Annotated in this window: 27 protein-coding genes; 8 read left to right on the top strand and 19 right to left on the bottom strand. The window is 46.3% G+C overall.

Annotation, left to right across the window (positions count from 1 at the left end; translation table 11 throughout):
• Positions 1-14 precede the first annotated feature (14 nt).
• The 4 genes from NLX74_RS02535 to NLX74_RS02520 all read right to left on the bottom strand — a co-directional run bounded on the left by NLX74_RS02535 (position 15) and on the right by NLX74_RS02520 (position 2,085).
• Complete coding sequence (locus NLX74_RS02535) at positions 15-236, bottom strand: hypothetical protein (RefSeq protein ID WP_061828588.1); 222 nt, start codon at positions 234-236, stop codon at positions 15-17.
• A gap of 140 nt (positions 237-376) precedes the next feature.
• Complete coding sequence (locus NLX74_RS02530) at positions 377-721, bottom strand: hypothetical protein (RefSeq protein ID WP_007429850.1); 345 nt, start codon at positions 719-721, stop codon at positions 377-379.
• A 101-nt stretch (positions 722-822) separates the two neighbouring features.
• Entirely contained in the window at positions 823-1,395 is a 573-nt protein-coding gene (locus NLX74_RS02525; RefSeq protein WP_254327855.1) for a xanthine phosphoribosyltransferase, read from the bottom strand.
• 84 nt (positions 1,396-1,479) lie between these two features.
• Positions 1,480-2,085 (bottom strand): DedA family protein, encoded by a 606-nt coding sequence (locus tag NLX74_RS02520; protein ID WP_250268020.1) that lies wholly within the window; start codon positions 2,083-2,085, stop codon positions 1,480-1,482.
• 140 nt (positions 2,086-2,225) lie between these two features.
• On the opposite strand from NLX74_RS02520, the gene NLX74_RS02515 reads away from it, so the two are divergent.
• On the top strand, positions 2,226-3,332 hold the full coding sequence (locus tag NLX74_RS02515) for a YkvI family membrane protein (protein WP_254327854.1): 1,107 nt from the start codon (positions 2,226-2,228) through the stop codon (positions 3,330-3,332).
• Here NLX74_RS02515 and NLX74_RS02510 read toward each other — a convergent pair.
• Positions 3,329-4,453: a glycosyltransferase family 4 protein gene (locus tag NLX74_RS02510; protein ID WP_254327853.1), complete on the bottom strand. Its 1,125-nt coding sequence runs from the start codon at positions 4,451-4,453 to the stop codon at positions 3,329-3,331. The genes NLX74_RS02515 and NLX74_RS02510 overlap by 4 nt on opposite strands.
• A 206-nt stretch (positions 4,454-4,659) precedes the next feature.
• Between NLX74_RS02510 and NLX74_RS02505 the strand changes: the two genes are divergently transcribed.
• Positions 4,660-5,841, top strand: a complete 1,182-nt coding sequence (locus NLX74_RS02505; RefSeq protein WP_254327852.1) for a GGDEF domain-containing protein — start codon at positions 4,660-4,662, stop codon at positions 5,839-5,841.
• A 125-nt stretch (positions 5,842-5,966) separates the two neighbouring features.
• On the opposite strand, the gene NLX74_RS02500 is transcribed toward NLX74_RS02505, so the two are convergent.
• Positions 5,967-6,749: a pseudouridine synthase gene (locus NLX74_RS02500; RefSeq protein ID WP_254327851.1), complete on the bottom strand. Its 783-nt coding sequence runs from the start codon at positions 6,747-6,749 to the stop codon at positions 5,967-5,969.
• Positions 6,746-8,410: an RsmB/NOP family class I SAM-dependent RNA methyltransferase gene (locus NLX74_RS02495; RefSeq protein ID WP_254327850.1), complete on the bottom strand. Its 1,665-nt coding sequence runs from the start codon at positions 8,408-8,410 to the stop codon at positions 6,746-6,748. The genes NLX74_RS02500 and NLX74_RS02495 overlap by 4 nt, the downstream gene beginning before the upstream one ends.
• A gap of 163 nt (positions 8,411-8,573) precedes the next feature.
• Between NLX74_RS02495 and NLX74_RS02490 the strand changes: the two genes are divergently transcribed.
• On the top strand, positions 8,574-9,101 hold the full coding sequence (locus NLX74_RS02490; RefSeq protein ID WP_013309735.1) for a thioredoxin family protein: 528 nt from the start codon (positions 8,574-8,576) through the stop codon (positions 9,099-9,101).
• 84 nt (positions 9,102-9,185) lie between these two features.
• On the opposite strand, the gene NLX74_RS02485 is transcribed toward NLX74_RS02490, so the two are convergent.
• The 3 genes from NLX74_RS02485 to NLX74_RS02475 are packed head-to-tail and all read right to left on the bottom strand — an operon-like array spanning position 9,186 to position 11,697.
• The gene (locus tag NLX74_RS02485; protein WP_254327849.1) at positions 9,186-9,755 is read right to left on the bottom strand and encodes a DUF309 domain-containing protein; all 570 of its coding nucleotides are present in this window, start codon (positions 9,753-9,755) and stop codon (positions 9,186-9,188) included.
• Positions 9,756-10,568: a GTP diphosphokinase gene (yjbM, locus tag NLX74_RS02480; RefSeq protein WP_023988035.1), complete on the bottom strand. Its 813-nt coding sequence runs from the start codon at positions 10,566-10,568 to the stop codon at positions 9,756-9,758.
• 34 nt (positions 10,569-10,602) lie between these two features.
• Positions 10,603-11,697, bottom strand: coding sequence for a quinone-dependent dihydroorotate dehydrogenase (locus NLX74_RS02475; protein ID WP_254327848.1), 1,095 nt, complete (start codon positions 11,695-11,697; stop codon positions 10,603-10,605).
• 218 nt (positions 11,698-11,915) lie between these two features.
• Here NLX74_RS02475 and NLX74_RS02470 point away from each other — a divergent pair, with 218 nt between their 5' ends.
• Complete coding sequence (locus tag NLX74_RS02470; RefSeq protein WP_023988033.1) at positions 11,916-12,062, top strand: hypothetical protein; 147 nt, start codon at positions 11,916-11,918, stop codon at positions 12,060-12,062.
• A 27-nt stretch (positions 12,063-12,089) separates the two neighbouring features.
• Here NLX74_RS02470 and NLX74_RS02465 read toward each other — a convergent pair whose 3' ends face one another.
• From NLX74_RS02465 to NLX74_RS02455, 3 genes are all read right to left on the bottom strand, one after another.
• Positions 12,090-13,514 carry a L,D-transpeptidase gene (locus NLX74_RS02465; RefSeq protein ID WP_254327847.1) on the bottom strand — a complete coding sequence of 475 codons (1,425 nt, stop codon included), beginning with the start codon at positions 13,512-13,514 and terminating at the stop codon, positions 12,090-12,092.
• 266 nt (positions 13,515-13,780) lie between these two features.
• A complete protein-coding gene (locus tag NLX74_RS02460; RefSeq protein ID WP_013309730.1) occupies positions 13,781-14,023 on the bottom strand; it encodes a ferredoxin in 243 nt (80 codons plus the stop codon).
• A 161-nt stretch (positions 14,024-14,184) separates the two neighbouring features.
• Positions 14,185-15,465, bottom strand: coding sequence for a DNA polymerase IV (locus NLX74_RS02455; protein ID WP_023988030.1), 1,281 nt, complete (start codon positions 15,463-15,465; stop codon positions 14,185-14,187).
• Positions 15,466-15,759: 294 nt separating this feature from the next.
• Here NLX74_RS02455 and cimA point away from each other — a divergent pair, with 294 nt between their 5' ends.
• Entirely contained in the window at positions 15,760-17,376 is a 1,617-nt protein-coding gene (gene cimA / locus NLX74_RS02450; RefSeq protein WP_069291637.1) for a citramalate synthase, read from the top strand.
• A 43-nt stretch (positions 17,377-17,419) separates the two neighbouring features.
• Here cimA and NLX74_RS02445 read toward each other — a convergent pair whose 3' ends face one another.
• From NLX74_RS02445 to NLX74_RS02430, 4 genes are all read right to left on the bottom strand, one after another.
• Positions 17,420-18,064: a TlpA family protein disulfide reductase gene (locus NLX74_RS02445; protein ID WP_254327846.1), complete on the bottom strand. Its 645-nt coding sequence runs from the start codon at positions 18,062-18,064 to the stop codon at positions 17,420-17,422.
• A 160-nt stretch (positions 18,065-18,224) separates the two neighbouring features.
• The gene (locus NLX74_RS02440) at positions 18,225-18,962 is read right to left on the bottom strand and encodes an exonuclease domain-containing protein (RefSeq protein ID WP_061828597.1); all 738 of its coding nucleotides are present in this window, start codon (positions 18,960-18,962) and stop codon (positions 18,225-18,227) included.
• The gene (locus NLX74_RS02435; RefSeq protein WP_250261796.1) at positions 18,959-20,041 is read right to left on the bottom strand and encodes a DUF294 nucleotidyltransferase-like domain-containing protein; all 1,083 of its coding nucleotides are present in this window, start codon (positions 20,039-20,041) and stop codon (positions 18,959-18,961) included. The genes NLX74_RS02440 and NLX74_RS02435 overlap by 4 nt, the downstream gene beginning before the upstream one ends.
• Before the next feature lie 48 nt (positions 20,042-20,089).
• Positions 20,090-21,493 carry an ammonium transporter gene (locus tag NLX74_RS02430; protein ID WP_039270006.1) on the bottom strand — a complete coding sequence of 468 codons (1,404 nt, stop codon included), beginning with the start codon at positions 21,491-21,493 and terminating at the stop codon, positions 20,090-20,092.
• A gap of 294 nt (positions 21,494-21,787) precedes the next feature.
• On the opposite strand from NLX74_RS02430, the gene NLX74_RS02425 reads away from it, so the two are divergent.
• Together NLX74_RS02425 and NLX74_RS02420 are read left to right on the top strand one after the other, a co-directional pair.
• Positions 21,788-22,219 (top strand): MerR family transcriptional regulator, encoded by a 432-nt coding sequence (locus tag NLX74_RS02425; protein WP_023988024.1) that lies wholly within the window; start codon positions 21,788-21,790, stop codon positions 22,217-22,219.
• A gap of 39 nt (positions 22,220-22,258) precedes the next feature.
• Positions 22,259-22,930 carry a zinc metallopeptidase gene (locus NLX74_RS02420; RefSeq protein ID WP_023988023.1) on the top strand — a complete coding sequence of 224 codons (672 nt, stop codon included), beginning with the start codon at positions 22,259-22,261 and terminating at the stop codon, positions 22,928-22,930.
• 90 nt (positions 22,931-23,020) lie between these two features.
• On the opposite strand, the gene gltC is transcribed toward NLX74_RS02420, so the two are convergent.
• Both gltC and NLX74_RS02410 read right to left on the bottom strand, forming a co-directional pair.
• On the bottom strand, positions 23,021-23,959 hold the full coding sequence (gene gltC / locus NLX74_RS02415) for a glutamate biosynthesis transcriptional regulator GltC (RefSeq protein ID WP_039270004.1): 939 nt from the start codon (positions 23,957-23,959) through the stop codon (positions 23,021-23,023).
• Between the two features lie 98 nt (positions 23,960-24,057).
• Positions 24,058-24,681, bottom strand: coding sequence for a rhomboid family intramembrane serine protease (locus NLX74_RS02410; RefSeq protein ID WP_254327845.1), 624 nt, complete (start codon positions 24,679-24,681; stop codon positions 24,058-24,060).
• A 119-nt stretch (positions 24,682-24,800) separates the two neighbouring features.
• On the opposite strand from NLX74_RS02410, the gene tpx reads away from it, so the two are divergent.
• Positions 24,801-25,319: a thiol peroxidase gene (gene tpx / locus NLX74_RS02405; RefSeq protein ID WP_023988020.1), complete on the top strand. Its 519-nt coding sequence runs from the start codon at positions 24,801-24,803 to the stop codon at positions 25,317-25,319.
• The last annotated feature ends 78 nt before the right edge of the window (positions 25,320-25,397 follow it).

Raw genomic sequence — 25,397 nt, 5'->3', positions numbered from 1 at the left:
TTGAGAACCCATTCCTAATCCAGATCTATCGGATTGTGACGCGGCTCGCTGAACGACTGGTATGTATAGCTGCGATCCAATTTGACCACACGTCGATTCTGGCGACGAATAAGCACCTGTTCCTCATCCCATGCCAGTACAATGCCCACAACATCGTTGGACTCCAATCCATCGCGTACGACACGCACCTTTTCACCGGAGAGTCGATAAGCATCCAATTCTTCGTCCATAATCATCCTTGTCCCCTCCTTATTCACTTTTTTAACATAACGATCATGGTTCTATATACATGAAAAAAGTTTAAAAAGAGACCTAAACGAATCATTTAGGTCTCTTCTCTCTTACTACTTATATGGATTGCCAACAGAGCGACAAATTATCCCGACTGATTCACACTGTGATCATGTTCTTTTGTATCATTCTTCTCATACCAGAAGTCCAGCACTTGTGCAGACAACACTCGCTGATCTACATACTCCACTTGGTGAGCAGTAAATTCTTCTTTCCAAGAGAAGGACAATTCTTCGCATAGGTTAACCAACGTCAACAACTCAGACCAGGCCACATAGCGTTTATACCAAAAAAACTGAGGATGTTCAATCATATAGGGATACAAATCGTCGAATTCCGTATGCTTACAATCCAAGGCACGCTCAAAGTGTACTTTAGCCGCTGCCAGTTTTTCCAGAAAAAACTGTTCGGTCAATTGTTCTTTCCCCATGTTGCTGCCTCCTCTCCAAAACCTTATCTATATTATAAGCGAAATTGAAGCTCATGCAAAGGTTATTATTAGAAATAAGGATCAGGAGTTTTGAATTGTTACTATTCAGCAAACTCAATCTTGCCGTCAGCTAACGACGAAATTTTGACCAATGACTCTACACGAATACCCTGCTCACGGATGGTTCTCGCTCCGGCCTGAAAGCTTTTTTCCACCGCGACACCAAATCCAACCAACTCCGCTCCAGAGCGTTGAATGATTTTAACCATACCTCGCGCCGCATCACCATTAGCAATAATATCATCAATAAACAGAACACGGTCATCTTCGTGAATAAATTGACGAGACAGCATAATATCCGTAACAATTCCTTTTGTAAACGAAGGTACGCGTTCACACAGCGCGTCTGGATCAGCTAATAGAGTCTTTTTGCGACGAGCAAATACCAACGGTACACCCAATTGCAATGCTGTCGCAAACCCGATGGCAATGCCTGAGGACTCCACGGTCACTACTCTGGTAATCTTCTCTTCTCGGAAACGTGCTGCGAACTCTCGTCCCATTGCCATTGTCAGTTCTGGATCAACCTGGTGATTAAGCAAACCATCCAGCTTCAGCACCTGATCTGATGCAATCACGCCTTCATTTAAAATTCGTTTCTTTAATACTTCCATTACATGACCTCCCACGGCAATCCTATGCGGTAAAAGTACCATACTTCACCCGCCGCTTTCAAGCTATAGCTACTTTCCATGCGGTCATGTGACATTTTTTTTACGCTTGTTCCAGAACCATGCGGTGATTCCTCCCGCAACGATTAAAAGAATAACGACCAGCCCTACCTGATGCGTCACCTTCTCCATTAGCTTCGCCACCTGCTCCCAATGCATGCCCACCGCATGTCCAATCCCCAAAAATGTACCGCACCACAGCAAAGCTCCTGCTGATGCATAACTGATATAGCGAAAAATGCCTAGACGGGTTGTACCTGCCAGATATGAGGATACATGTCTCAAGCCGGGGACAAAATATCCGAACAGGATTCCCCAGGTACCATAGCGCCCAAACCAATTTTCAGAAGAGGCAATCCTAGAAGGCGTAAGCCTCACCCATTTTCCGTATCGATGCAAAAGTGGTTTGCCCAACAGACGCCCCAATGTGTAGCTAAGCATCATACCCGTCATACTACCGAAAAATGTGACTGCCAGTGCAGCAATGAAGTTGTAGTGCCCTTGAGACACGAGCCCGCCGAAGGCGATCATTAGCACTTCGTCGGGTATCGGCATACCCGCTACTCCAAGTGCAAGCAAGCCGAACATTGCCAAATATCCGTATTCAAGTATCCATGCAAGGATTTGACCCATAAATTACGCTCCCGTCAAGCTATTCATTAATTCACTTTAATTATTTTCAGTCTCATCCAGTCATGTCCTATTTCAGTTGAACATAGTTTGTATTATATGCTCGCTGCAGCGTTATTCAAGCAGGCAAGGAGGGACTGGGGATGAAACGTAATATTCATGTTTTTCAAATTGCTTTTACATACATCGGTACAATCGTCGGTGCCGGATTTGCTACCGGACAAGAAATTCTGCAATTTTTTACGCAGTATGGTCGTTGGGCTACACTCACTATTATGCTATCCACAATCATATTTGTATGGTTGGGTACGAAAATGATGCTGATCGCTCATGATATTTCGGCCAAATCCTACGAGGACCTGAACAAACATCTTTTTGGTGCCAATGCCGGGAAATGGATTAGCTGGTTCACACTCATCGTGTTGATTGGCGTAAACAGCGTCATGCTGGCAGGAGCCGGCTCTGTTTTTGTAGAGCACCTTCACCTGCATTACCAAACCGGACTGCTTATTACACTGATTGGTACTTATTTGCTGCTAAGTAAAGGCATTAAGGCCATCTTGCACATGAACACCGTGGTTGTCCCTCTGATGATCATCATGTCTCTTCTGCTCGTTCACAGCACGCTCTCCATGCCCAATCCTCAGAGTTTTATTACGAATACGACAGATCACAGTACATTTCGAACCTTGCTCTCTCCACTGCTGTACACGTCCTTCAACCTAACTATGGCCCAAGCCGTGCTTGTACCACTTGGCAGCCAAACCTTTTCCCGAAGAACCATCCGCTGGGGCGGAGTTTTGGGCGGAGTTGGTGTCGGGTTTATGCTGATGGCTGCACACTTTGCCATGTCAGCACATATGCCGGGTATTCAGCAATTTGAAATCCCTATGGGAAGCATTGCTTACCGTCTGGGTGCCTTTGTCGAAATCATATACATTCTACTCATTTTCATGGAAATCTTCAGTACCTTTGTAGCCGACATTTATGGAGTCAGTCTGCAAATTCGTCAGCATGTCCAAATTTCGCCCAAGCTCATCACACTATTCATTATGCTCACCTGTTTTTTAATCAGTCAGTTCGGCTTCAGTTCACTGTTATCTGTCCTTTATCCTATTTTCGGAATGCTCAGTCTGATGTGGGTTAGTAAACTGATCATAGCAGGACGCAGGAGACCTTTCCGTTCCTCACGTCCTCGCTCCAGCTTTCGGCATTCCGATTCCAAACCAGGTGGTACCCGTCATAGTTAATGTGGAAATTTCAAATACATTTTCTTCAACTCGTTAACCGCCCGACTTAAAGAATAGCTTGATTTAGCTTTATCGCAGGCAGATCTAGCCAGCTCATAACGATAGGCAGGGTCAGCAATGACCTTCTCTAATGCGTCTGCCAGTGCCCTCGGATTGTCGGGTGGCACGAGCAGACCATTTACCCCATCTTCAATCTGCTCCGGTATTCCTCCCACTTCTGTACCTACCAATGCCAGACAACTTAACGCTGCTTCCGCAAATACCGAACCAAAGGCCTCCGCCCGAGAAGGCAAGACAAATACATCAAAGAAAGGCATAAACTCTTCTGGATGAAGGGTATATCCATAAAAAATCGTCTCATGGTATATATCGAGCTGTCGCGCCATCTCTTCCAGCTCAGGGCGAACCGGGCCGTCTCCAATAATATGAAGCACAAAATCCAGATTTCTTTTTTTAAGTTCAGCACAGGCCCGCAATAAAATATCCAGTCCTTTCGCCGGAACAAGGCGACAAACGGTTATGAGCTGTGTCACTTCATTTTCGTGTGGAATGGGTTTGAAGCGCTTCTCATCATATCCATTCGGAATGATTGCAATGTCTTGCGGATTCTGAACGTAAGGAGTTAAGTAATGCTGAAAAGAATGAGATACCGCTATCAGGCGATCCGCCTTCTGCTCCATTTCGCCATACAGTGACACCAAGAATTGGTGTTCAGGCCCGTTCTCCTCTATTTTCCCGTTTAGAATTAATTCCTTCTCATAGGAAGAGTGAATCGTCTGTACGAGCGGAATGTCAGGAAAAACAGTTTTCATGGCGATTCCGGCAATCGGATGATGAGCGTGAATAAGGTCATAGGGCTTCTGAATACGAAGCCGGGTCCACCACAAATAGTCGCGGTACGTCTGAATATATTTTTGAACGATTGGATATTGTTCATATCTCGTCCAGTCAAAGGTGTCAAAAGTTACTTCGTCCCTACCCTTGTTACGAATCCGTTTAGGGATTGAAAATAGCTCCATTTCCCAACGGGGGGATGTAAATCGCTCTTGCAGATATGGAATCATGGATGAAACGCCTCCCGGTTGCTCGGGTGGGAAAAAGAGAGCCTGTAGCAATTTCATGACGTGCTTCCCCTTTCAAGCATTAAACTGCCCGGATCACAGATTGTATGTATAGGTTTCCGGATTTTCTGAAAGATGATATATTGAGAATAAATGTTAGTCACAAAAGAAAATTATAACATTTTAAATAGGATAAATCCTGTCTATTGTATCGGAACGATATCAACCGTTCAATAGATTGACTATTCTTGCAAATGGAGTCGGTGATGTTGACGTTGTTGTCCTTATCGGGAACCTTGGGTTTCCCATCTCTGGCCGGGGCCGTAAGTGCAGCCTGCGGTTTGTATATTATACTCATGATGGCACTGATGTGCGTGATCATATATAGCAGACAACGAAAAAAAGCCTATATCCTTTTTTCGGTTGCCGCTATTATTATTATGACATATGAAGCCATGAATCTCTATTCAGCAGGTGGAGGCAAGATGCAACTCCAAGGAATCGTGTGGAAAAATGTGCTGGAGGCGTCTGCCTTCGTGCTCATCAATGCCGCCGTATTTCAACTCTACCGGAAGCTGAAACGTGCGCAGACATGGACCTTGCTGCTGCTGGGTGCGTTATTGATATTGCCGGTTATTGCCTGGACTGCAGGTTTGTTGCCCGCTTGGATCAGCGCAGCGAAACTAGTTGGGTTCACTCTGTTTTATCGAGTACTGGTACTTATACTGAGCCTTGTGTTCATCACCCCACGAATCGGACAGCCAAAGAAGTATGTAGCCGGCTTATTCATGTATTTGCTCTGGCTTGGCTATTTGTGGCTGCGAAATGACATCCCTGCAGAAGCTGGAAGATCAAACACAGTCCTATATATGTCATTTTTACCATTGCTGTACTACACTACGTTATTCCTCATCCTGTTTGAACGGATTGTGGAGCTGCTCCAAAGGATTTACCGTTCTTCCATCACCGATGGCCTGACAGGGCTATATAACCGTAAATATTTTTCGGGACGACTACGGCGATATATGGATCAAGGAATCCGCGTGTCGGTCATTTTTTGCGATATTGACAATTTCAAAAAGTTGAATGATACGCAGGGCCATGCTCGTGCGGATGAAGTACTCAAACAGGTGGCACAGATTATGGAGGATGAACTGGATGAAATCGGACTGACCGGACGATACGGTGGCGAGGAACTGGTCGCAATGGTTGTGGATCGACGTGCCAAGGTTGGACATGTTGCAGAACGTATCCGCGAGCGGGTCGCGGAAGAAAGCATTGTCACCATCAGTGTCGGACACAGTACAGTGAAGAAGGAAATGAACCCGGATGAACTGGTCAAGCAGGCCGATCAAGCGATGTACATATCCAAAACGACAGGTAAAAACAAGGTTACAGCTTATACAGCAGCCGAAGTGAAAAAGAGTCGGGCAGCACGCGCACAATAATTCGTAAACTGCGATTCAGTGTTGAACGTTGAGTTTGAATAATTCTCTGTCTGGTTGTCTATATCATAAAATGACGCACAGGAATTTCATAAGAGCCTGTGCGTCATTTATATTTAATCTGCCCATCAAACTTCTGACGTTGCAGATGCTATATCCCGGCCGATCCATGCCAGTTCTTCACTGGTCAGCTCTCGATAGCTGCCCAGTGGAAGCTGTTCATCTAGCTTCAATGGGCCCATAGCTATTCTTTTTAAATAGGTAACCTTTTTACCAACCGCTTCGAACATACGCTTCACTTGATGAAACTTTCCCTCATGGATTACAAGTGAAATATAAGAAATGACTTCCCCATCTGCCTGGTGCGGATGTTCATGGCGAAGAATGGTCAACTGTGCAGGAAGGGTAACATACCCATCATCCAGTTCCACTCCTGCTGTAAATTGATGAATGTCCTCCTCCGTGACATGACCCGATACGATAGCCTCATATGTTTTAGGGACATGCCGCCGTGGAGAAAGTAGTTCGTGCGCTAGCTTACCGTCGTTGGTCAACAACAATAGCCCTTCTGTATCTTTGTCTAAGCGTCCAACTGGAAAAGGCTCAAAGTGTCGTTCCTCCGCGCTCAGCAAATCCAGCACCGTCCGCTCCCTTGTATCTTCGGTTGCAGATATAACGCCCGGTGGCTTGTGCAGCATGATGTAAATATACTCCCGAAAAACAACACGTTCCCCGTTCACTTCAATCTGATCCTGGTATGGATGAACCTGTAAGCCACTATCCTTGATGATCCTCCCGTTTACCGTGATCATCCCTTGCTTCACCTGTCGCTTGATATCACTACGGGAGCCATATCCCATATGGGTCAAAACTTTATCCAAACGTTGCGTTTGTCTCCCTTTTCCACTCATACCGATGTCCACCTCCAACCTGTAGGGTATTCATTTTTGAGCATGCCGTCCTGCCATTTGCCCCACCCAGCCGAATAACCATCAATGCACATGAGAGTATAGCCTTTGGGCTGGACTTCGTTCCGCAGTGCCATTCTCTCAACGGGGATGGACAAGGTCTCCCCTTTTAAATACCGGATGGCCTCAGCATCTGAACTGGAGAGATTGATGCTTCTAGCCGCCTCTGAAGGGCATAATGCCACCGCCAGCGGGTGTGAAGGCACAAAGCGACCATTCTTGTCGGTACCCATAAACCAGCCTGGTCGCACTACCTTAAGGCCGTCCAAACGATGGTATGCCAATGGCGACTGATAAATACGATCTCCATAGACCACCGTATAGCCTGTAAAGGACACCTCCAGCTGATCCTTCATAAATTGGTGATAGGACTCCAACACATCTTGTGGGGAGCGTGCAGCAGATTTTACATTCTCTTTGCCAGAACGAGACTTATTGCCACCCAAGCCGCGCGCGGACTTTCCTTTACCGGACCTCCCATCCATTCCTTTTCCACTTCGTTTAGGCTCCCCAGTCGCATGCCTTCCTTGACCGCTTGGCGTCAGTGCTTCCTTGACGGACAAAAACTGCTTCTTCCGTGGATACACTGCATCTATGTTCAATGCCCTGTCATTCTTGCCCTCAAATGGAGTCAAATCCCCGGATTCAGTGTGATCTTCAGTCCCAGTGACACGACCACCCTGGTGTTGCAACACAGCGATAAAATGGCCTTCTCCCTCTACGAGATGCGGCCAAAGGCGTGCTGTTCCCCGCAGTTCGGGATGTGATGCCGCGACCTCTTCACTCATCCATTCCGGGTGGCCTGGTGCAAAACCTGCTTCCGATGGAACAGGGACTACGTCAAAATCGGGATGAGCCTCCAGAAATTCTGCGATCATTCCTTCATTTTCTTCTGGCGCAAAGGTGCAGGTCGAATAGACAATTCTCCCTCCTGTGCTCAGCATCGAGGCCGCTACACGCAAAATGTCCCGTTGCATGACTACACATTTATCCACCGAATGCGTTTCCCATTGTTTTGCCATATCCTCATCTTTGCGGAACATACCTTCTCCCGAGCAAGGTGCATCAATTAGTATCTTGTCAAAAAAATGAGGAAAGGCATCGGCGATTCGATCCGGGCTTTCATTCAGTACCACGGCATTACGCACACCGTACAATTCCACATTTTTAGCCAATGCTTTGGTTCGGTCCGTGCTAATATCATTGGTCACCAATACGCCGCTTCCTTGTAGTTTGGCAGCTATTTGGGTCGATTTCCCGCCCGGTGCAGCGCACAAGTCCAATACAGCTTCATCTTGAGCTACGTTGAGCAGTTCAACCGGAGACATTGCACTCGGTTCCTGTATATAGTACAGTCCCGCATGGTAGTAAGGATGTAACCCCGGTTTCGTACCGTGCGGAATGTAAAAACCCGTGGCACACCATGGAATTGGCCGCAGTTCGAACGGAGAACGTTCCTTAAAGTCCTCCACCGGAATTTTTAACGTATTGACGCGAATCCCGGCATGGGGCGTGTGGTCATAGGCGGTCATAAATGCTTCAAATTCGTCGCCGAGCAGTTGCTCCATGCGCTTTACAAATGCTGTGGGGAAATGTACACCCATAATCGTAATCATCCTGTCCTTTTAAAATAAATTTTATTGTACCATATTCAACCTGTTATCCTGCAATATCGGTGTGATTTACGAACTTTCACTACAATCTGTAATGTTGTATAATAATGAGATTCATAGCTACATATTTTGAATTTTGATAGGAGAGATTGCATTGAACGCACAAAAATCCAACAAAAAAAAGCTTATACCTGTCATCGGCTTTTTTGTTGTGCTGGTCATTTTGCTTGGAGTGCTGCTCGCTTTAAATTCAGGCACTAAAAACAAGCTGTATGGCGTTTCCACAGCCTCGTTAAATCCTGCTACTCAAGAGCTGCTAAATGACCCGAACTATCAGCAAATTATTAAGCCGGAAGATCTACAGAGTAAAATTGACAAAAAGGAAAACTTCTTCGTCTATCATTTCGCGTCCGACTGTGTGCATTGCCGCGCCACTACCCCTAAGCTCTTGCCTTTGAGCAAGCAGGAGAACATTACGATGCACGAATTTAACCTGCGTGAGTATGAGGATGGCTGGGACAAGTATAAGATTGAGTATACCCCTACGCTCATTTATTACGAAAAAGGCGTGGAAAAGGAACGTATGGTAGGTGGATTGAAGGAAAGTCCTTCGGACAATGGGTATACACTCGACGATTTCAAAGCCTTCTTTGAGAAATATAAAAAGAACGTAACCTCCTAGTCAAACGTTCACACACCTGAAACGATCAAGCAGCCCGATCCTCATGAAACGGATCGGGCTGCTTGCTTATCATGCGCTTCAAACTCAAGGCGTATCCTTCGTTTCCGCCGAGACAGAGCCTGAGCCGTCAGCGGCCTGTCTTCGCCTAATTGAAGCTGCCAGCGCCTGCTGACGCTGCTCATGCTTTTCCCCACGCCGAGGACCTCTCTGCTGCGGGATGTTGACTGGAATGGACGACGATGCCTTCTCCACGGCCCGGCGCAGCCCGGGCTCGACGATTTCAATCGTCAAATCCCGATAAACCGGCGGTTGGTGCTGAAGCTCTTCCGTACTGGTCATAACTGCTTGAGCAAGCTGACGGGCGCAAACGCGCGCCTCGTCCACCAGCTTCGCCATATTAATGCCCAGCGCCTGCGAAGGAGCATGCTCCAACCTGTGGACCGCACTATTCAGCATCATATGTCCACCACGATAGTTACCATTCCGGAAATGATACAGCCCTACAGCAACTTGAAGCAAACCTTTATATACAGGGTCACGGTCCAGCTTAAGCCACAGCTCTTCCAGTACCTCATGACATTCAAAGTAATCCCGATCCCGATTGAAGTATACCAAATAAGTCACGTACAGCGGTTCGTAGGAAAGGTTTTCCATTTAATACTCATCCCTGTCTTCTTCCTTGGTAGAGGCTTCTAGCATCTCTTTGACCTCATCGTGAAGCAGCTTGATTCCTTCCATGTCGTGCCGTTCCCACAGTTCATTAAATCTGCGCTGCGCATCAATCGTTTCACTGATCTTATGGTAGAAATACAGCCGGTGCATACCTGTTAGCACTTTAGAAACGATATTGGCTTCATCCTCGAACTTTTTCTGCGCTTCCAATATTTCAAGACGCATAGAAGACATCTCATTATCCAATACAAAGGCTGCCTCAGCTGCCTTTTTCAATCGTGTGCGCATATTATCAGGCAAGCTTTCACGATACTTATAGCTAAGAGAATGCTCTATGGTTGCCCAAAAATTCATAGCCAAAGTACGGATTTGAATTTCTGCTAGCACAATTTTCAGCCCCACTGCTGTTTGAACCGGATACTCCACAATCATATGAAAGCTGCGATAGCCGCTGTCTTTATAATTGGTGATATAGTCCTTTTCATACAGTACGGTCAAATCCTTACGTCTTCTGATATATTCGGCCACCCGCCGAATATCCTCTACAAATTGGCACATAATGCGAATGCCTGCAATATCCTCGATTCCCGTCTCCAGCTGATCAGAAGGAACCTGTAATCTCTTTGCCTTATCGAGGATGCTTGATATTTTTTTAACCCGTCCGGTTACGAATTCGATAGGAGCGTATTCCTCGCGCTTTTTCAGCTCCGCACGCATTGTTTTGAACTTGACCTTAAGCTCTTCCACCGCCTGATCGTATGGCAGTAAAAATGTTCCCCAGTCTCTTCCGTCCATCCCCGTACCTCCTGTCTCTTCCGACAACACTTTTTTATCTGTGATCTGCACCAACAGCCTCGGTAATGTGTCTAAAGCCGTCCTTTCGAAGCAGCTCACGCAGGCCAGCATGTATAGCCCTATTTACTTCCGGCCCTTCGTAGATCAATGCTGTATAAATTTCAATCAGGCTTGCGCCTGCTTTAATTTTGTCATAGGCATCACGACTCGTGAAGATGCCGCCTGATCCGATAATAGGCAGCTTACCTTCCGTCTGGCGGTACACCCGTCCGATGACCTCTGTGGAACGGTCACGCAGCGGCTTACCACTCAGCCCTCCTGTTTCACTCGCATTTCGGTGTGTCAGACCAGCTCTGGATATTGTTGTATTGGTCGCAATAATGCCGTCTACTCCACTGGCAGCAATCGCATCTGTCATATATTCCAATTCTTCATCCGATACATCTGGCGCAATTTTAACCAGTACAGACTTGGCATTGCCATACTTTTTCGCCTGAACTCCCATCTCTGCCCGAACCGCTTCCAATAGCGACTTCAGTTCATTACCATGCTGGAGCTTTCTTAAATCCGGCGTATTCGGCGAGCTAATATTCACTACAAAGAAGTCCGCATACGGATACAGTGCGGAAATACACTTTTCATAGTCTTTATGAGCATCCTCATTGGGAGTGATTTTATTTTTGCCGATATTAACTGCGACCGGAACAAGTCGATGTTTGAGTGCAGCTAGACGTTTGGCCATGCTCTCAGCACCCAGATTGTTAAAGCCCATCCGATTGACTAACGCCTCATCAGGAGGTAGTCGGAACAACCGGGGCCGATCATTGCCGGGCTGTCCCACAGGTGTCACCGTTCCCACTTCCATAAATCCAAACCCGATGGAAGAAAAACCAGTAACCGCTTCTGCATTTTTATCCAGTCCTGCAGCCAGTCCAATCGGGTTGGGAAAATGAATGCCAAACAGATCAACGGCAAGATCCTCCGTTTCCTTGACTCCGTACATCCCTCGCAGTGTCGCTGCTCCACCAGGGAATGAGCCCGCATGTTTTAAGCCGTCAATGACTACATGATGGGCCGTCTCTGGACTCATTTTAAAAAAAACAGGTTTCGCAATCCTTCGATACAACACGATTCATCCACTCCGTTCTATGCCCTTGCACAATCCTAAAAAAACATCTCTACAAAATAGTTTAGCTTTTTCCATACCAAAAAGAAAGTAATTTGCGAGGTGTAGCTCCAGAACAATTCAGTTGTCATGGAGATGTCATTGAAAATGTATAATCAAACCATTTACAATGGACATAGTAAGACAAGACCTTAGCCCGTTAGAAAAGAGGGATTGCTGATATGAAGACCAAGCGCAAGCCGCCCAGTCTGCAAAAGAAAAAGGATGAGGTGAACAAGAAAGCGATTGTATGGACCGCCGTCAGCTTTGTTCTCCTCATCATTGTGATTATTCTGGTCATTGTTTTAGCACAAGCAGGAAATCGTTAAACACCAAGTAGCAATAACATCAAAACGTTAATTTAGCCAGTGATAGGTTTTGCGGGAATTCGTCTGGTCATGCTGCGGCTCACTTGTAAATCGAGAACCAGGCACAAGCACTTGATCAGGCAATTCCCCGTTACCAATAACTACCTCCGTACCCGAAGGTACTAGTGCAAACAATTCCTCCACATCCTCTTTACCCATTCGGACACAACCCAACGACTCATTTTTGCCAATGCTGTCCGGCTCGTTCGTGCCATGAATGGCATAATTCGTTGCAGACAGTTGCATTCCACGACTGCCAAACTCACCGTTGGATTTGCCGTTCGGATTTACTACTTTATCGGTAATCACAAACTTCCCTTCTGGTGTTTTCTCTCCGCCCAAACCGATAGGATAATTTCGAATAAGTACATTCCCACTCACCAGTGCGAGCCTGTGCTTGGATTTGTCCACCACAATTCGCAGCGGTTGCCCCAGAAAAGGTCGTCCGTGCAATGACGATGCCAGTAATGGACTGCTTTCGACCGACGAGTTAGCGTCTAAATCTACTGCCTTCCCTGTTCCCTGTCCTGGTGAAGCAAGTAAATTACGCATAGGTGTAAAAGCCTTCTTCATCCCGTCTGTCGTACCGTAAATCGTGTTAGCGGGAAAGTCTCGTGTCAGTTCATCAAGACTCTGGGGAAGACGGTGATGCTGTGAGCGAAAAGCATGCATGGAGCTATTCAACACAGCTAATTCCTCCTGTCCAGCAGCCCATTTCAGACCTGCTTTGCGAAGATTTTCACTGTCTGACGGCTTGCAAGCACACGCAGCGGCGTCGTAAGACTGAACAGCTAATCCACCGTTTCCTTTGTTTTGTACACTAAGTAATGGCTTCATACCCTCTCTCCAGAGCAGCCATGAGCCCCCTTGCTCCATACCCAACACCGTAGTCTTGGACGGCAGTCGGCTAGTCTTAGCCAACAAATCAGTAAGCCCCGTTCCAGCTCCACTCCCTTTTCGAGCTTGAGCCGTAAACACACCACCAACCACACCGATCTGGGCCATCTCCTTCGGATCAGCAGTGGCCACTTTCGTAACTTCAATATTATCAATTGCTACCTGCTCAGTTCCAGAGGGATCAGATGCATTTTCATTTGAAGGTCTCGGTGAATTGGCTGAAGGAACCCATATGAGCAGTAGTACCATTAACGCAGTTAACAGGTGGCGTGTTCGAGCCGTCCTTCGATCCTTCTCCTTCGACATTTGAACCAGTTTATCCTGATATTCCATCCATACGTCTGCCGGAATCTGTTTATGCTCGAAGGCTTCGAACACTTCTCCTGCGCGATTAAAGCAATAATTTGCTTTGCCCTCTTGACCGCTGCTCTCATACTCTTTGCCGAGTAAATACCAGGCCATTTTATTATCAGGGTGTTTTTTTACATACGATTTAAGATGAGGCGAATGGTTCATCGGATCCTCCTGATCGTGTAATCTTGCATACTTCCTATTATGTATATCGGCAAAAATAGACTCGATGGACAGCACATAAAAAAACGTCTATCGACGTACTCTCACGGAAGCCAGACCGCTCTTGGCAGAAGTCTTTCTTGCGATTATAGGATAGTTCAGCTCCGCTGAACCATTCTATAATCTAAAAAAACAGCACCAACAGCTTACTTTCACCGTTATACGGCGAAGGGAGCTGTCAGTGCTGTGCCTATCGAAGAAGCCTACGCTTAACCTTCTTTATTGAACGGCTCGTCTGCTACTTTGATGGAATCTGTAGGGCAACCGTCACAAGCATCCTGCATATCATCAAACAAATCTTCTGAGATCGCCTTGATGCCTTGGTTTGCATCCCCTTCAAAGATCACTTCTGCCAAACCTTCATCATCATAATCATAAATGTCTGGTGCTGTAGCGCCACACGCTCCGCAAGCAATGCATGTATCTTTTTCTACCCAAGTGTATTTAGCCATAACTTTTCTCTTCCTCCTATACAGTCAAACAAACCAGCTTTTGCATTCTATTCACATATTAATACAAACCCAATATTATTACAAATTATTTTCCTTTATCCTTCATGCAAAAAACACTTATAACGTAAGCTTCTGATGTTTGCAATAAATCACCCAGAAGTTCACTCCGGAGTTGGTAGATTGTCTTTTTGCAGCGAAGTTCCACGCAACTTGGAGTTGCGAAGAAGTACCGAAGGATCATCTCCCAACATCCCAGCGGTCAAAATTGCATTTTCACCAAACTTATCGCGCAGTGCATCCATCGTCTTCAATAAGCTTTCCTTCTTAGGCTGATCCTGGTATTCAAATAGATCCATTTGAACGGCCGCTTCCTCCTTTGGAATGAGCTGCTGTAGCGTAATCCCCAGCAAGCGCACTGGCTTATCCTCTCCCCAATGGCGACGATACAACGCACAAGCTTCCTTATATATGTCCTCTGCACTTTCCGTAGGAGTACTCCTGACCTGAGAACGCGTAAAGGTCTTCATATCCGGCGTCCGAATCGTCAATTGTATACCTCCTGCCAGCATACCGTGTCGTCGAAGCCGCCGGGCTACCTGATCACTAATGTTAAGAAGTACCCGTTGGGCCTCTTCCAGCTTTACCACATCCATAGGCAGGGTAGTCGTGTGACCAATGGACTTGTTTGGCTCCCGTTCAGTGCTGACTGGAGAATGGTTAATCCCATTAGCGGCCAATTTTAACCACGAACCCGTCACACCAAATACGCCAACCAGCATATGCTCATCAGCTTTAGCCAGTTGTCCAATGGTGCGAATGTTCATTTGTAGAAGCTTATCTGCCGTTTTGCGGCCCACACCAAACAATTGACCACAGGGAAGGTTCCACAAAATGTTGGGTACATCACGCAAACGTAGAATAGATATCCCGCGTGGTTTTTTCAGATCAGAGGCCATTTTGGCCAGCAACTTGTTGGGAGCAACTCCAATTGAACAGGGCAGACCCAGTTCGTCCTCTACTCTGCGCTGGATTTCCTCAGCAATTTCCATAGGTGTTCCAAACTGTTTGGATCCAGAAATATCCAGATAGCACTCATCAATTGAAGTTGCTTCCAGCATAGGCGTATACGAATAGGCAATACTCATAAATGCCTTGGAATAACGACGATACAAGTGAAAATCAGGCTGTATTACGATGAGCTGCGGACAGATCCGACGAGCCTGCTGAACGACCATCCCTGTTGAAATGCCCAATCGTCGAGCTTCATATGAGCAGGTTACAATTACACCTTTGCGCAGCTCACTACTGCCTGCCACCGCGGTAGGCAGTCCCTTATATTTCTCCGGCTCCTCCGCTGCATGAACGGAACAATAAAATGCATTCATATCCACATGCAGAATAACTCGTCCACCAGCCGGATAATAAGCACTGACATCTTTCATGCTCAACCCTTCTTTTTAACTGTAAATTCACCCGTCATTGCGGGAATATGTGTTTTGATTTTATACTTGAAATACCCTTAAATGCTATTTCTATTTTACATAAAAAATAAAGGTTTTGCGGCTAAAAATGATAATTATATATTACAATTGAAGTCATAAGTTGATATAATCGACTAACATACGAACACGACAAACTAACGCTTTCCTGTTTTTAAGCGTTAAACAACTAAATTAATGTGCTTAAAAAAAGCAGAGCATCACCAATCTGAGCAATCCGCAAAGGAGGAGTCCCTCATGTCCACCGCTATTTCTATCTTTGACACAACGCTGCGAGACGGCACTCAAGGAGAAGGAATTAGCTTGTCTGCTGATGACAAATTGAAAATCGCCAAAAAACTCGATGATCTCGGTGTTCATTATATTGAAGGCGGGATTCCCGGAAGCAACAGCAAGGATATCGAATTTTTCAAACGGGTACAAGAGCTAGGCCTTCAGGCAAAGATTGTCGCCTTCGGCAGCACGCGCCGCAAAGATAGCATCGCAGCACAGGATGTCAATCTACAACGAATTCTGGAATCCGGCGCTCAGGCTGCTACACTTGTGGGTAAATCATGGGATTTTCATGTACACACCGCCCTACAGACGACACTGGAGGAAAATCTGTCTATGATTTACGACTCCATCGCCTTTTTAAAGCAAGGGGGCATGGAGGTTATTTTTGATGCCGAACATTTTTTTGACGGATATAAAAACAATCCCGAGTATGCAATGGCCGTTATGAAAAAAGCAGAAGAAGCAGGCGCGGATTGGCTCGTGATGTGCGATACAAACGGCGGTACCCTACCGCATGAGATTCAGGAAATTGTCACTATGCTGCAAAGCCAGATAACGAGGTCGCAGTTGGGTATTCATACACACAATGACTGCGAATTGGCAGTAGCGAACTCTCTAAGTGCTGTACAAGCAGGCGCAAGGCAGGTTCAGGGTACCATCAACGGCTACGGTGAACGGTGTGGTAACGCTAACCTGTGCTCCGTCATTCCTAATTTGCAGCTCAAGCTGGGCTACGACTGTCTAGATACTGAGAAGTTAAATCAACTCCACAATACAGCCCGCTTTGTGAGCGAAGTCGCCAACGTCAATATGCCTGTGAACCAGCCTTATGTAGGCAATGCAGCTTTTGCCCATAAGGGGGGCATCCACGTGTCAGCCATTCTGCGCGACTCGCGAACTTATGAGCACATCGCTCCTGAACTCGTGGGGAACAAGCAACGGGTCTTGGTCTCCGAACTGGCCGGGCAAAGCAACGTGGTATCCAAAGCACAAGAGCTGGGCATCACCCTTGACCCATCTAGTGATGAGGCACGTGGCGTAATTAGCCGCATCAAGGAACTGGAGCATCAGGGGTACCAGTTTGAAGGCGCGGATGCTTCGTTGGAACTGCTCATTCGTGAAGCAGGTGGTGAAGTGAAGGAAATGTTCTCTTTTGAATCCTTCAAAGTGCTGGTAGAGAAAACTGCCGGCCGCCCGGTCGTATCCGAGGCATTTTTGAAACTGAATGTCGCAGGGACGAGTGTCTATACCGCAGCTGAAGGCAACGGTCCTGTCAACGCGCTCGATAACGCACTCCGCAAGGCTCTTTCTCAATATTTCCCTGCCTTGCGGGACATGCATTTGGCTGACTACAAGGTACGTGTGCTTGACGAAAAGGATGCCACTGCCGCCAAGGTACGTGTGCTCATTGAGTCTAAAAATTACGAGGACGTCTGGAGTAACGTAGGTGTATCTGAAAATGTAATCGAAGCCAGCTGGGAAGCTCTCTTGGACAGCTTCCGTTACGCATTATTGGAAGCACCGACTCCAAAAAACGATCAGGCAGAGCTTACTCATCATGGATTAGTTAATCACTAATCAGGTGCTCGCACGAGCTTATAAGGTGTCTTTGGGGTCTAGTCTACTCGGCTCCCAAAGACACCTTCTTTTTTTCAAGAGTTTCTATTTTGCGTTCCAACTCCTGCTCACTGAGCATGCCGATTATGATTTCGCGGACCTGTCCATGATGATCAACCATTACATGGGTTGGAAAAGCCACCCCTCCAAATCGTTCAAACAATGCTCCTTGCTCATCAAGTAAAATGGGAAATTTGAGATCCAAAGAGTGGGAAAACTTTTGTACATCCTCCAATCGATCATAGCGAGTTACATTGATACCATACACATCCACATCATCTTTGTACTTACTATACAACTCATTCAGCATAGGCGCTTCTAATCGGCACGGATCGCACCACGAAGCCCAAAAGCTAATAACCAAAGCTTTATTGCGCGTGGCCCCTACATCGTAGGTCCTGCCATTTAACCCCTTTAAAATCATAGAAGGAAGCCGTTGACCAGGCTTTATCATTTTCATTACCTCTACCGCATCTGTTTCATCCTCTACCTCTTTCTCAGCTTTAAGTCTTTCTCTACCGTATTCCTCTTTTAATGGTGCATTTTCCATGGACAGGTTTGCTGCATAAGTTGTGTTTTCAATAACTCCCCACGAAGCCCCAACCACAACCAGCATAACCATCGCTCTGATGAAAAGAAATCTTTTCACAGTCGTATCACCTGTCTTTCGTCTAAATAACCCTTACCTTCTCCATAGGATGCCCATACTGTTCCCACCTCTAACCTTCTAAATCTGAACAGGACGAAAAAAAAACAGCAAACCCACGAAATCGCGAACTTGCTGTTTTTATGCTATGCCTTGTACTGAATCAGGCATGACTTAAATGCGCGTAGACATCTGCCAAATTGGTCACATTACGCTTCAACATTTCCTGAACATAAGCAACCCACAGCTTAGCCGTCATTTTCGCATCCTCTAACGCATGGTGCCGTCCTTCAATCGGAATGGATTGATAGGTCAACAATTCATCCAAACTGTAGGTTTGATGTTGCTGTGGCTCAAGCCATTTGGCAAGCATCATCGTATCCAGAACACGGTGAGTCAATTGAACTTTAGATGTTTTCCATAACGCAGCATTCAAAAAGGCCTTGTCATGAGCGCTAGCATGTGCCACAAGTACTCGCCCACCTACAAAGGACATAAAGTCGTGCAGTCCGTTCATAAGCGGTGGAGCTTCATCCGTCATTTCCCGGGTAATCCCAGTTAGCTCGGTAATATGCTCAGGAATCACAGTCCGTGGATTAACAAGCGTATAAAACTGCTCTTTTTCCATAATCATGTCCCCGACAACCCTAATCGCCCCGAACGATAAAATCTCATCTCCATGCTGTGCTGAAAATCCCGTTGTCTCCAGATCAAAAACTACCGTCTCCAAACGATCCAGCGGGGTCCGCAATACTTCAGAGCGCCGTTGCTCCCGGGTTAAGGAGCGAATAAACGCCATCTGCTGAGCCGTAGGAGCCCCCATTACAGATGCGATCGCAGACGGCACTCCTCCTCTGCGGAGAGCGCTCCAGAAGCCACTTCCCTGCGCTGGTTCCTTCATGACCTTCTCCCTTCCATAAATCGCAACTGCCTTTGCAACGCACGATGCAGTCGTCGTACTGTCGAAAGCGCCTCGCGCAACTCATGCCAGCCTTTACTTTGTTTGAGCGGCTTTACAGCCAGGTAGCCATTGCTGACCAGCAATCCATCATTCTTCTTCACTGGAGTAGCCATTCGAAGCTGAAGCGCGATCCGAAAGGCTCGCTCGCAAGCATCGAGTAAAGGCAACGGCGCCGCTTCTAATGATGCGAGACGACTGAGCCTTTTGAGGGTGGAGGTTTCCTCTACACCATGTTGCAACGCCAAAAAACGGACTGCGTTCACCAGCGGAATGTACAACCCGTATTTCACATCAAAATCGCCCGCATGCTCACCGAAGCGCTCGGTAACAATCTGACCTAAAATATTAAGTGTCGCTTTATGCCTCACCGTGTTCCGAAGTACCGCTGAGGGTAAATCAGGATGTTTTCGGAACAACTCATAAAAACTTCGTTTCCAGTTTGCAGATAATTGCTCATCTCCAGCGATATGCCTCATATCAGACGAGATAATCAGATAACGGATCGGCTCCCAAGCAAAATCGTCCGACCATTTCGTTAGCTGTTCTTGCCATCCAGACAATGTTTGGCGCCACAACGGCTCCGAGCACATTACTTTCCCCTCACATTTGGGATATCCCAAATACTCTAACATCGCAGACACTCTGCGACCAAACTCTCTAAAATACAATTCTTTATTAGCAGATATTGTGTCACTGATAATCATACCGTTATCCTGGTCACTCCACAGCGTCGATTCCGAGCGCCCCATGCTTCCGAAGGCTATAAATGCATAAGGGACGGGAGGAGGGCCGAAGCCATCCTCAACCATCCCTTTTTCACACATTTGTACAGCTCTGGCCGCGATGCGGTCATGCATTTCATTCGCCGTTCGTAACCAGTCTGATAACGGAGCGGAGGCTTGGGAAGCCAGCAGCCATTTTTGAGAGTCGACCCTGGCCTGCCTTAGCGATTCAGGCGTATCTGCTTGATCAATCGCTTCAGCGGAACTCACCCAAGAGGCCATATTTTGCAGTTCCATACTTCCATCTCCTCCGCTCATCCATACTGGTTCTTTATATTTTACATATTAGTTCACAATTCCAGAACGCTTTTCAGCCTCGGCAACCAACTTCATTTGCTCAGGATAGCCGTACGTACCGTGTTCACTGATATCCAGTCCCATCGTTTCTTCCTCTTCCGTAACGCGGATACCCATAATCGCTTTCATCGCACCCAGAATAATGAAGGAAATGACGAACACGAAAGCCAAGGTGCCAATCAGTCCAAGCAGCTGTACTCCTAATTGGGTAAATCCACCACCATAGAACAGACCCGCTTGACCTACACCTGTTATTTTTACAAGCTCAGGAGTAGCGAAGAACCCTGTGGACACTGCGCCCCACATCCCTGCAACACCATGCACGGAGAAAGCATATACCGGGTCATCTACTCTTGCACGCTCGAACCATTGCGCTGTGAAGAAAGTGACGATCCCTGCAACTGCACCAATGACCAGTGCCGCCCAAGGGGCTACAAAGGCACAAGAACCAGTAATAGCAACCAAAGCCGCCAGCACACCGTTTAGCATAGCAGGAATATCTGCCTTTCCATATACCATCCAGGATACGAGCAAAGCGAAAACTCCACCTGCCGCAGCAGCAATATTGGTAGTCAAGGCCACATATCCAAAGAATCCGTCGTTCATAGCCGATACAGCACTACCTGGGTTAAACCCAAACCAACCAAACCAGAGAATAATAACACCCAAGATAGAGTACACCTGATTATGACCAGGGATAATGTTCGGCTTGCCATCTTTATTGAACTTGCCTAGACGCGGTTTGAGCAGCAGTGTAGCGACGAGTGCCGCCGTAGCGCCTGTCAAATGGACTACCGTCGAACCGGCATAATCCTGCATGCCTAACTTACCAAGCCATCCGCCGCCCCACACCCAGTGAGCTACAACCGGATAGATCACGATAGAGAACAAAATACCGAAGATAATGTATACACTTAATTTTGCACGCTCTGCCATTCCCCCACATGCGATAGAAAGTGATACCGCAGCGAAAGCAAAGTGGAACAAAAACATAATTGTAATCGGAACATCCAGACCTGAAAGAGCATCAAACGATGCAGCAGCATTCGTACCACTCATGAAGAAACCCGTCAGTCCCATAAATCCGTTGCCGCCATCATTACCAAATCCGAATCCAAATCCAAGTGCCCAGAAGGACAAAGCCGCAACACCTGTGGTGAGAATCGTTTTACCAGCGACATGGCCTGCATTCTTCATTCGTGTCGAGCCTGCCTCCAGCAATGCAAATCCCGCTTGCATAAAAAATACAAGTATAAATGCCAAGAACGTAAAGGCCGTGTTTAGCCCGGCTTGAAGTTGAATATTTGTCGGACCGTCAGCAGCAAACGCACCTACCGGAAAAGCTAATACTGTCAGCATGGCCAATAATACAACTAACCACTTTTTTCTCATGAAGCCCACTCCCTCGAATGTTAATTTTCTTTACATTTCGTGAAATTCTTATTGTCATTATAATCAGAATACATGAAAATTGACAAGATTTTTTTTATTATGTTAAAAAAACATGGTCCCAAACACTCCATGTCACATTTACTAACTATAAAAGTAGCTTGTTTCCGTCCAAAAAAAGCATGACGTTTGACTGTATGGTTGGGAATCATGTAAAATATTCTTTATATACACTCCGTTTGCAAATGCTAATATTGAAGGTTGAACGAAGAGCGCGAGGTGAAGACAGATGGGGATATGAAGCTGTATCGAATTGGTGAGCTAGCCAAGGCGGCTGGTGTCAGCGAACGAACTATTGATTATTACACAAAGCTTGGTTTGATCACACCTGAAGAACGATCATTGAAAAATTATCGTCTTTATAATGATGAAACCTTAAACAGGCTTGAACGTATTAACCAAATGAAACAAGAGAAGTATAGCCTTGAGGAAATCAGACAGACACTGATTAAATGGAACTCGGTCGCGGGGGAAGAGCACGTCACTGACAAACTAACGAGTCTAGAGATGCACATGCAGCGTCTAGAACGTGAAGTCAATGAACTACAGCCTCTTTTGGGGCAGCTCAAGCCCGTTCAAGCGCGCAAGTTGCTTACTGGTCTACTACCACAAAGCGCCGCTTGTATCGAAGCTCTGAAGTATCTGCTGGAGCATAGTTCTATGATGTAGATGCCCGGGCTATGATGAACAATAATGGAGGGTTGCTTTATGATGGGTATGTATATATTGATTATTCTTGCGTTCGGCTTATCCTTATGGGCGCAATTCCGTGTAAAAGGTACTTTTAATAAATGGTCTGATGTCCCAAATGAAAATGGGTTAACCGGTTATGATGCAGCTCGGCATATGCTGGATCGCAATGGTTTGCATGATGTGCCTATTGAACCAGTACCTGGTGCGTTATCTGACCATTATGATCCAATGCAAAGAGTCGTGCGGCTATCCGAGCCCGTTTATTATGAAAAATCGATTTCTGCAGTTGCCGTAGCTTGTCACGAGGTCGGTCATGCCATTCAGCATAAAGAGCATTATCCCATGCTAGCACTCCGTCATCGGATCTTTCCGATCGTAAACTTCGCTTCCGGGATTGCACCATTTCTGCTGATTGCCGGTTTCTTATTCAGCTATACGAACCTGATTGGCTTGGGTATTATCTTTTTCTCGGCTACTGTTGCCTTTCAATTAATTACATTACCGGTTGAATTTAATGCTTCCAACCGCGCCCGGGAAATTATGGTTTCCGAAGGGTTTATCCGTAGTGATGAAGAACGGGGTATCGCCAAAGTATTAAATGCTGCTGCATTAACTTATGTGGCTGCAGCTCTCGTTTCCTTGCTGGAACTAATTCGCTTAATCGGTATCTTTAACAGCCGGGATTAATTGCTTGTGTTGCAAAAAAGGTTGTTCCTCCACCAAGTTAACGGTAGAGGAACAACCTTTTTTTCTTTATCTAAAACCAACCAGCTATACTCACTGCCCTAAATCCGCTTTTGCACTTCCATTCGGAGTAGCAACACTACCTTTAAGACCAAAATATTGCAACAAAAAAGTCCGGAATGACTTTGCAACTAATGGTAGCTTGTCATCTTTGCGATGAATCAAGCCTATAGTTCGCGTGACCTCTGGATCAACAATTGACACTCTTGCAGGTTGAAGCGGGTTGGTCTGAAACAACGCCATTTCAGGCAAAAGACTGACTCCCATACCAGCCGCAACTAATCCGCGAATCGTATCTGTCTCTTCACCTTCAAAAGCAATATCTGGCGTAAATCCTGCCTCCAGACAAGCCTGCCAGACAATCGGGCGTAACGAATATCCATCTCTGAACAGGATGAATTTTTCTCCTTTAAGCTGACTCAGCGTGATGTGTTTGGCCGTGGCTAAAGGATGATTGGGCGGGAGAACAGCAAACAACTCCTCGGTCAGCACCACGTCCCCCTCTACATGATCATGACGATCTGGAAAAGGAGATACAAAAGCCAAATCCACCTCACCCGCTAACACATCACGAATTAAACTCGGGTACATCCCCTGTTTAAATCTGAATTTAACATTGGGATACCGCTTTCGGAATTCAGCCACCACCGTAGGAATAAGATGAATCCCCAAACTGTGCGGAAAACCGATGCGGATTTCGCCCCCCTCAGGGTCCAAAAACTCATGAACCTCCAAAACAGCTCGCTCTAGATCTTTTATAATCGTCTCAACCCGTTTGCAAAATAGCTGTCCCACTGGCGTTAGCTGCAAATTGCGACCCTTTTGCATAAAAAGATTAACTCCCAGCTCCTCTTCAAGCTGATGAATTTGCCGGCTTACCGCAGATTGCGCCACATGTAGCTCCTCGGCTGCCTGAGTGACATGTTCTTTTTGCGCTACCTTCATGAAGTATTGCAACTGTCGTAATTCCACTCCGATATTCGCTCCAATCTGTTTTTCAACATCCGGAAGAAGACGTCAATCGAACATCATCCTCTTTCTTACCCTGCTAACTTACGGTAAAACTGTCTTTAGTGACGTTTGCGTTGGCCAGTCAATCTGATCATTAATCCATAAAGGAAAAACCCACTGAGTAATCCCCCGAAGTGAGCCGTCCAGTTAATGTTCGCTACAGCGAAAGAAAACAGGATACCAAACCCAAGCAGCGTGTACAGCGTTTTGCGCGAGGCGTCATCCATCAGTGACCGCTGGAACAGGGCAACATATAGGAATGCTCCATAGATGCCATAAATCGCTCCTGAGGCTCCTACAGAGACTGTCGTTTCCGCCATCATGTTGTAATGCGCGATGGACAGTATGTTCCCTACAATGCCCGTGACCAGATACAATAACACATAGCGGAAGGACCCCAGCAAACGCTCCAGCGGAGGAGCGAATACGAGTATGGCGAAGGAATTGAACAGAAGATGATCAAACCCTGCATGTAAAAATATGGCTGATACATATCGCCACAGCTGATCAGTGAATGGCGCTTCATTAATCAAAGCTCCATATCGGATCAGCGTCAAACTATTTTCCGATCCACCCTGTACGGTGAGTACAATAAACATCACAATATTAATGAGCAAAATCAGACAGGTCACTGGGTAAAACCGCAAATAACTTTTCCAGTTCTCATAACGTAAAAAAATCAAGGCAATCCTTCCTTCATGGGTGTCTCCACCTTATTCAAATTGGACAATGTCTTTTATAAAAGATTATAATAGATTTCGGCAACGATAACCAATGCTAAAAACCAAGGAGGCTATTACATATGGCACAAGAACGTACAGGAGCTGCTACTTTTAAAGGCAATCCTTTGACACTCTTAGGTCCTGAACTGAAGGTTGGAGATCAGGCACCTGATTTCAAATTACAGAAAAACCTGCTAGAAGCAGCTACGCTCCAAGACTTTGCAGGCAAAGTCAAATTGATCAGTGTTGTTCCTTCTTTGGATACAGGCGTGTGTGACGCACAGACTCGACGTTTTAACCAAGAAGCTGATTCCCTTGGGGATCAAGTCGTGGTGCTAACTGTCAGCGTCGATCTGCCTTTCGCTCAAGCTCGTTGGTGCGGTGCTGCCGGTATCGACCGCGTATTGACACTGTCCGACTATAAGGATCATTCCTTCGGCGAAGCTTATGGTGTGTTCATCAAGGAATTCCATTTGGATCATAGAGCTATTTTTGTAATTGATCAAAATGACAAAATCGCTTACGTAGAATACTTGAGCGAAATGTCCGAACATCCTGACTATGACCAAGCGATTGCAGCAGTGAAAAAACTCGTCTAAATCAGACTGAATATTAAAAAAGCGAGTGAAGGGTTGCCTTCCTCGCTTTTTTTGACGTTTGTCTGCCATATCACTGCT

Origin of the sequence: Paenibacillus sp. MZ03-122A (assembly GCF_024213325.1) — a bacterium.
Classification (GTDB): domain Bacteria; phylum Bacillota; class Bacilli; order Paenibacillales; family Paenibacillaceae; genus Paenibacillus; species Paenibacillus polymyxa_B.
This window is presented reverse-complemented; position numbering and strand designations above follow the sequence as displayed.

What these genes read in the sequence shown, in the direction of transcription:
- NLX74_RS02535 (WP_061828588.1), bottom strand. Translation starts at nt 236, where the DNA reads ATGATTATGGACGAAGAATTGGATGCTTATCGACTCTCCGGTGAAAAG.
- NLX74_RS02530 (WP_007429850.1), bottom strand. Translation starts at nt 721, where the DNA reads ATGGGGAAAGAACAATTGACCGAACAGTTTTTTCTGGAAAAACTGGCA.
- NLX74_RS02525 (WP_254327855.1), bottom strand. Translation starts at nt 1,395, where the DNA reads ATGGAAGTATTAAAGAAACGAATTTTAAATGAAGGCGTGATTGCATCA.
- NLX74_RS02520 (WP_250268020.1), bottom strand. Translation starts at nt 2,085, where the DNA reads ATGGGTCAAATCCTTGCATGGATACTTGAATACGGATATTTGGCAATG.
- NLX74_RS02515 (WP_254327854.1), top strand. Translation starts at nt 2,226, where the DNA reads ATGAAACGTAATATTCATGTTTTTCAAATTGCTTTTACATACATCGGT.
- NLX74_RS02510 (WP_254327853.1), bottom strand. Translation starts at nt 4,453, where the DNA reads ATGAAATTGCTACAGGCTCTCTTTTTCCCACCCGAGCAACCGGGAGGC.
- NLX74_RS02505 (WP_254327852.1), top strand. Translation starts at nt 4,660, where the DNA reads ATGTTGACGTTGTTGTCCTTATCGGGAACCTTGGGTTTCCCATCTCTG.
- NLX74_RS02500 (WP_254327851.1), bottom strand. Translation starts at nt 6,749, where the DNA reads ATGAGTGGAAAAGGGAGACAAACGCAACGTTTGGATAAAGTTTTGACC.
- NLX74_RS02495 (WP_254327850.1), bottom strand. Translation starts at nt 8,410, where the DNA reads ATGGGTGTACATTTCCCCACAGCATTTGTAAAGCGCATGGAGCAACTG.
- NLX74_RS02485 (WP_254327849.1), bottom strand. Translation starts at nt 9,755, where the DNA reads ATGGAAAACCTTTCCTACGAACCGCTGTACGTGACTTATTTGGTATAC.
- yjbM (WP_023988035.1), bottom strand. Translation starts at nt 10,568, where the DNA reads ATGGACGGAAGAGACTGGGGAACATTTTTACTGCCATACGATCAGGCG.
- NLX74_RS02470 (WP_023988033.1), top strand. Translation starts at nt 11,916, where the DNA reads ATGAAGACCAAGCGCAAGCCGCCCAGTCTGCAAAAGAAAAAGGATGAG.
- NLX74_RS02465 (WP_254327847.1), bottom strand. Translation starts at nt 13,514, where the DNA reads ATGAACCATTCGCCTCATCTTAAATCGTATGTAAAAAAACACCCTGAT.
- NLX74_RS02460 (WP_013309730.1), bottom strand. Translation starts at nt 14,023, where the DNA reads ATGGCTAAATACACTTGGGTAGAAAAAGATACATGCATTGCTTGCGGA.
- NLX74_RS02455 (WP_023988030.1), bottom strand. Translation starts at nt 15,465, where the DNA reads ATGAAAGATGTCAGTGCTTATTATCCGGCTGGTGGACGAGTTATTCTG.
- cimA (WP_069291637.1), top strand. Translation starts at nt 15,760, where the DNA reads ATGTCCACCGCTATTTCTATCTTTGACACAACGCTGCGAGACGGCACT.
- NLX74_RS02440 (WP_061828597.1), bottom strand. Translation starts at nt 18,962, where the DNA reads ATGAAGGAACCAGCGCAGGGAAGTGGCTTCTGGAGCGCTCTCCGCAGA.
- NLX74_RS02435 (WP_250261796.1), bottom strand. Translation starts at nt 20,041, where the DNA reads ATGGAACTGCAAAATATGGCCTCTTGGGTGAGTTCCGCTGAAGCGATT.
- NLX74_RS02430 (WP_039270006.1), bottom strand. Translation starts at nt 21,493, where the DNA reads ATGAGAAAAAAGTGGTTAGTTGTATTATTGGCCATGCTGACAGTATTA.
- NLX74_RS02425 (WP_023988024.1), top strand. Translation starts at nt 21,788, where the DNA reads ATGAAGCTGTATCGAATTGGTGAGCTAGCCAAGGCGGCTGGTGTCAGC.
- NLX74_RS02420 (WP_023988023.1), top strand. Translation starts at nt 22,259, where the DNA reads ATGATGGGTATGTATATATTGATTATTCTTGCGTTCGGCTTATCCTTA.
- tpx (WP_023988020.1), top strand. Translation starts at nt 24,801, where the DNA reads ATGGCACAAGAACGTACAGGAGCTGCTACTTTTAAAGGCAATCCTTTG.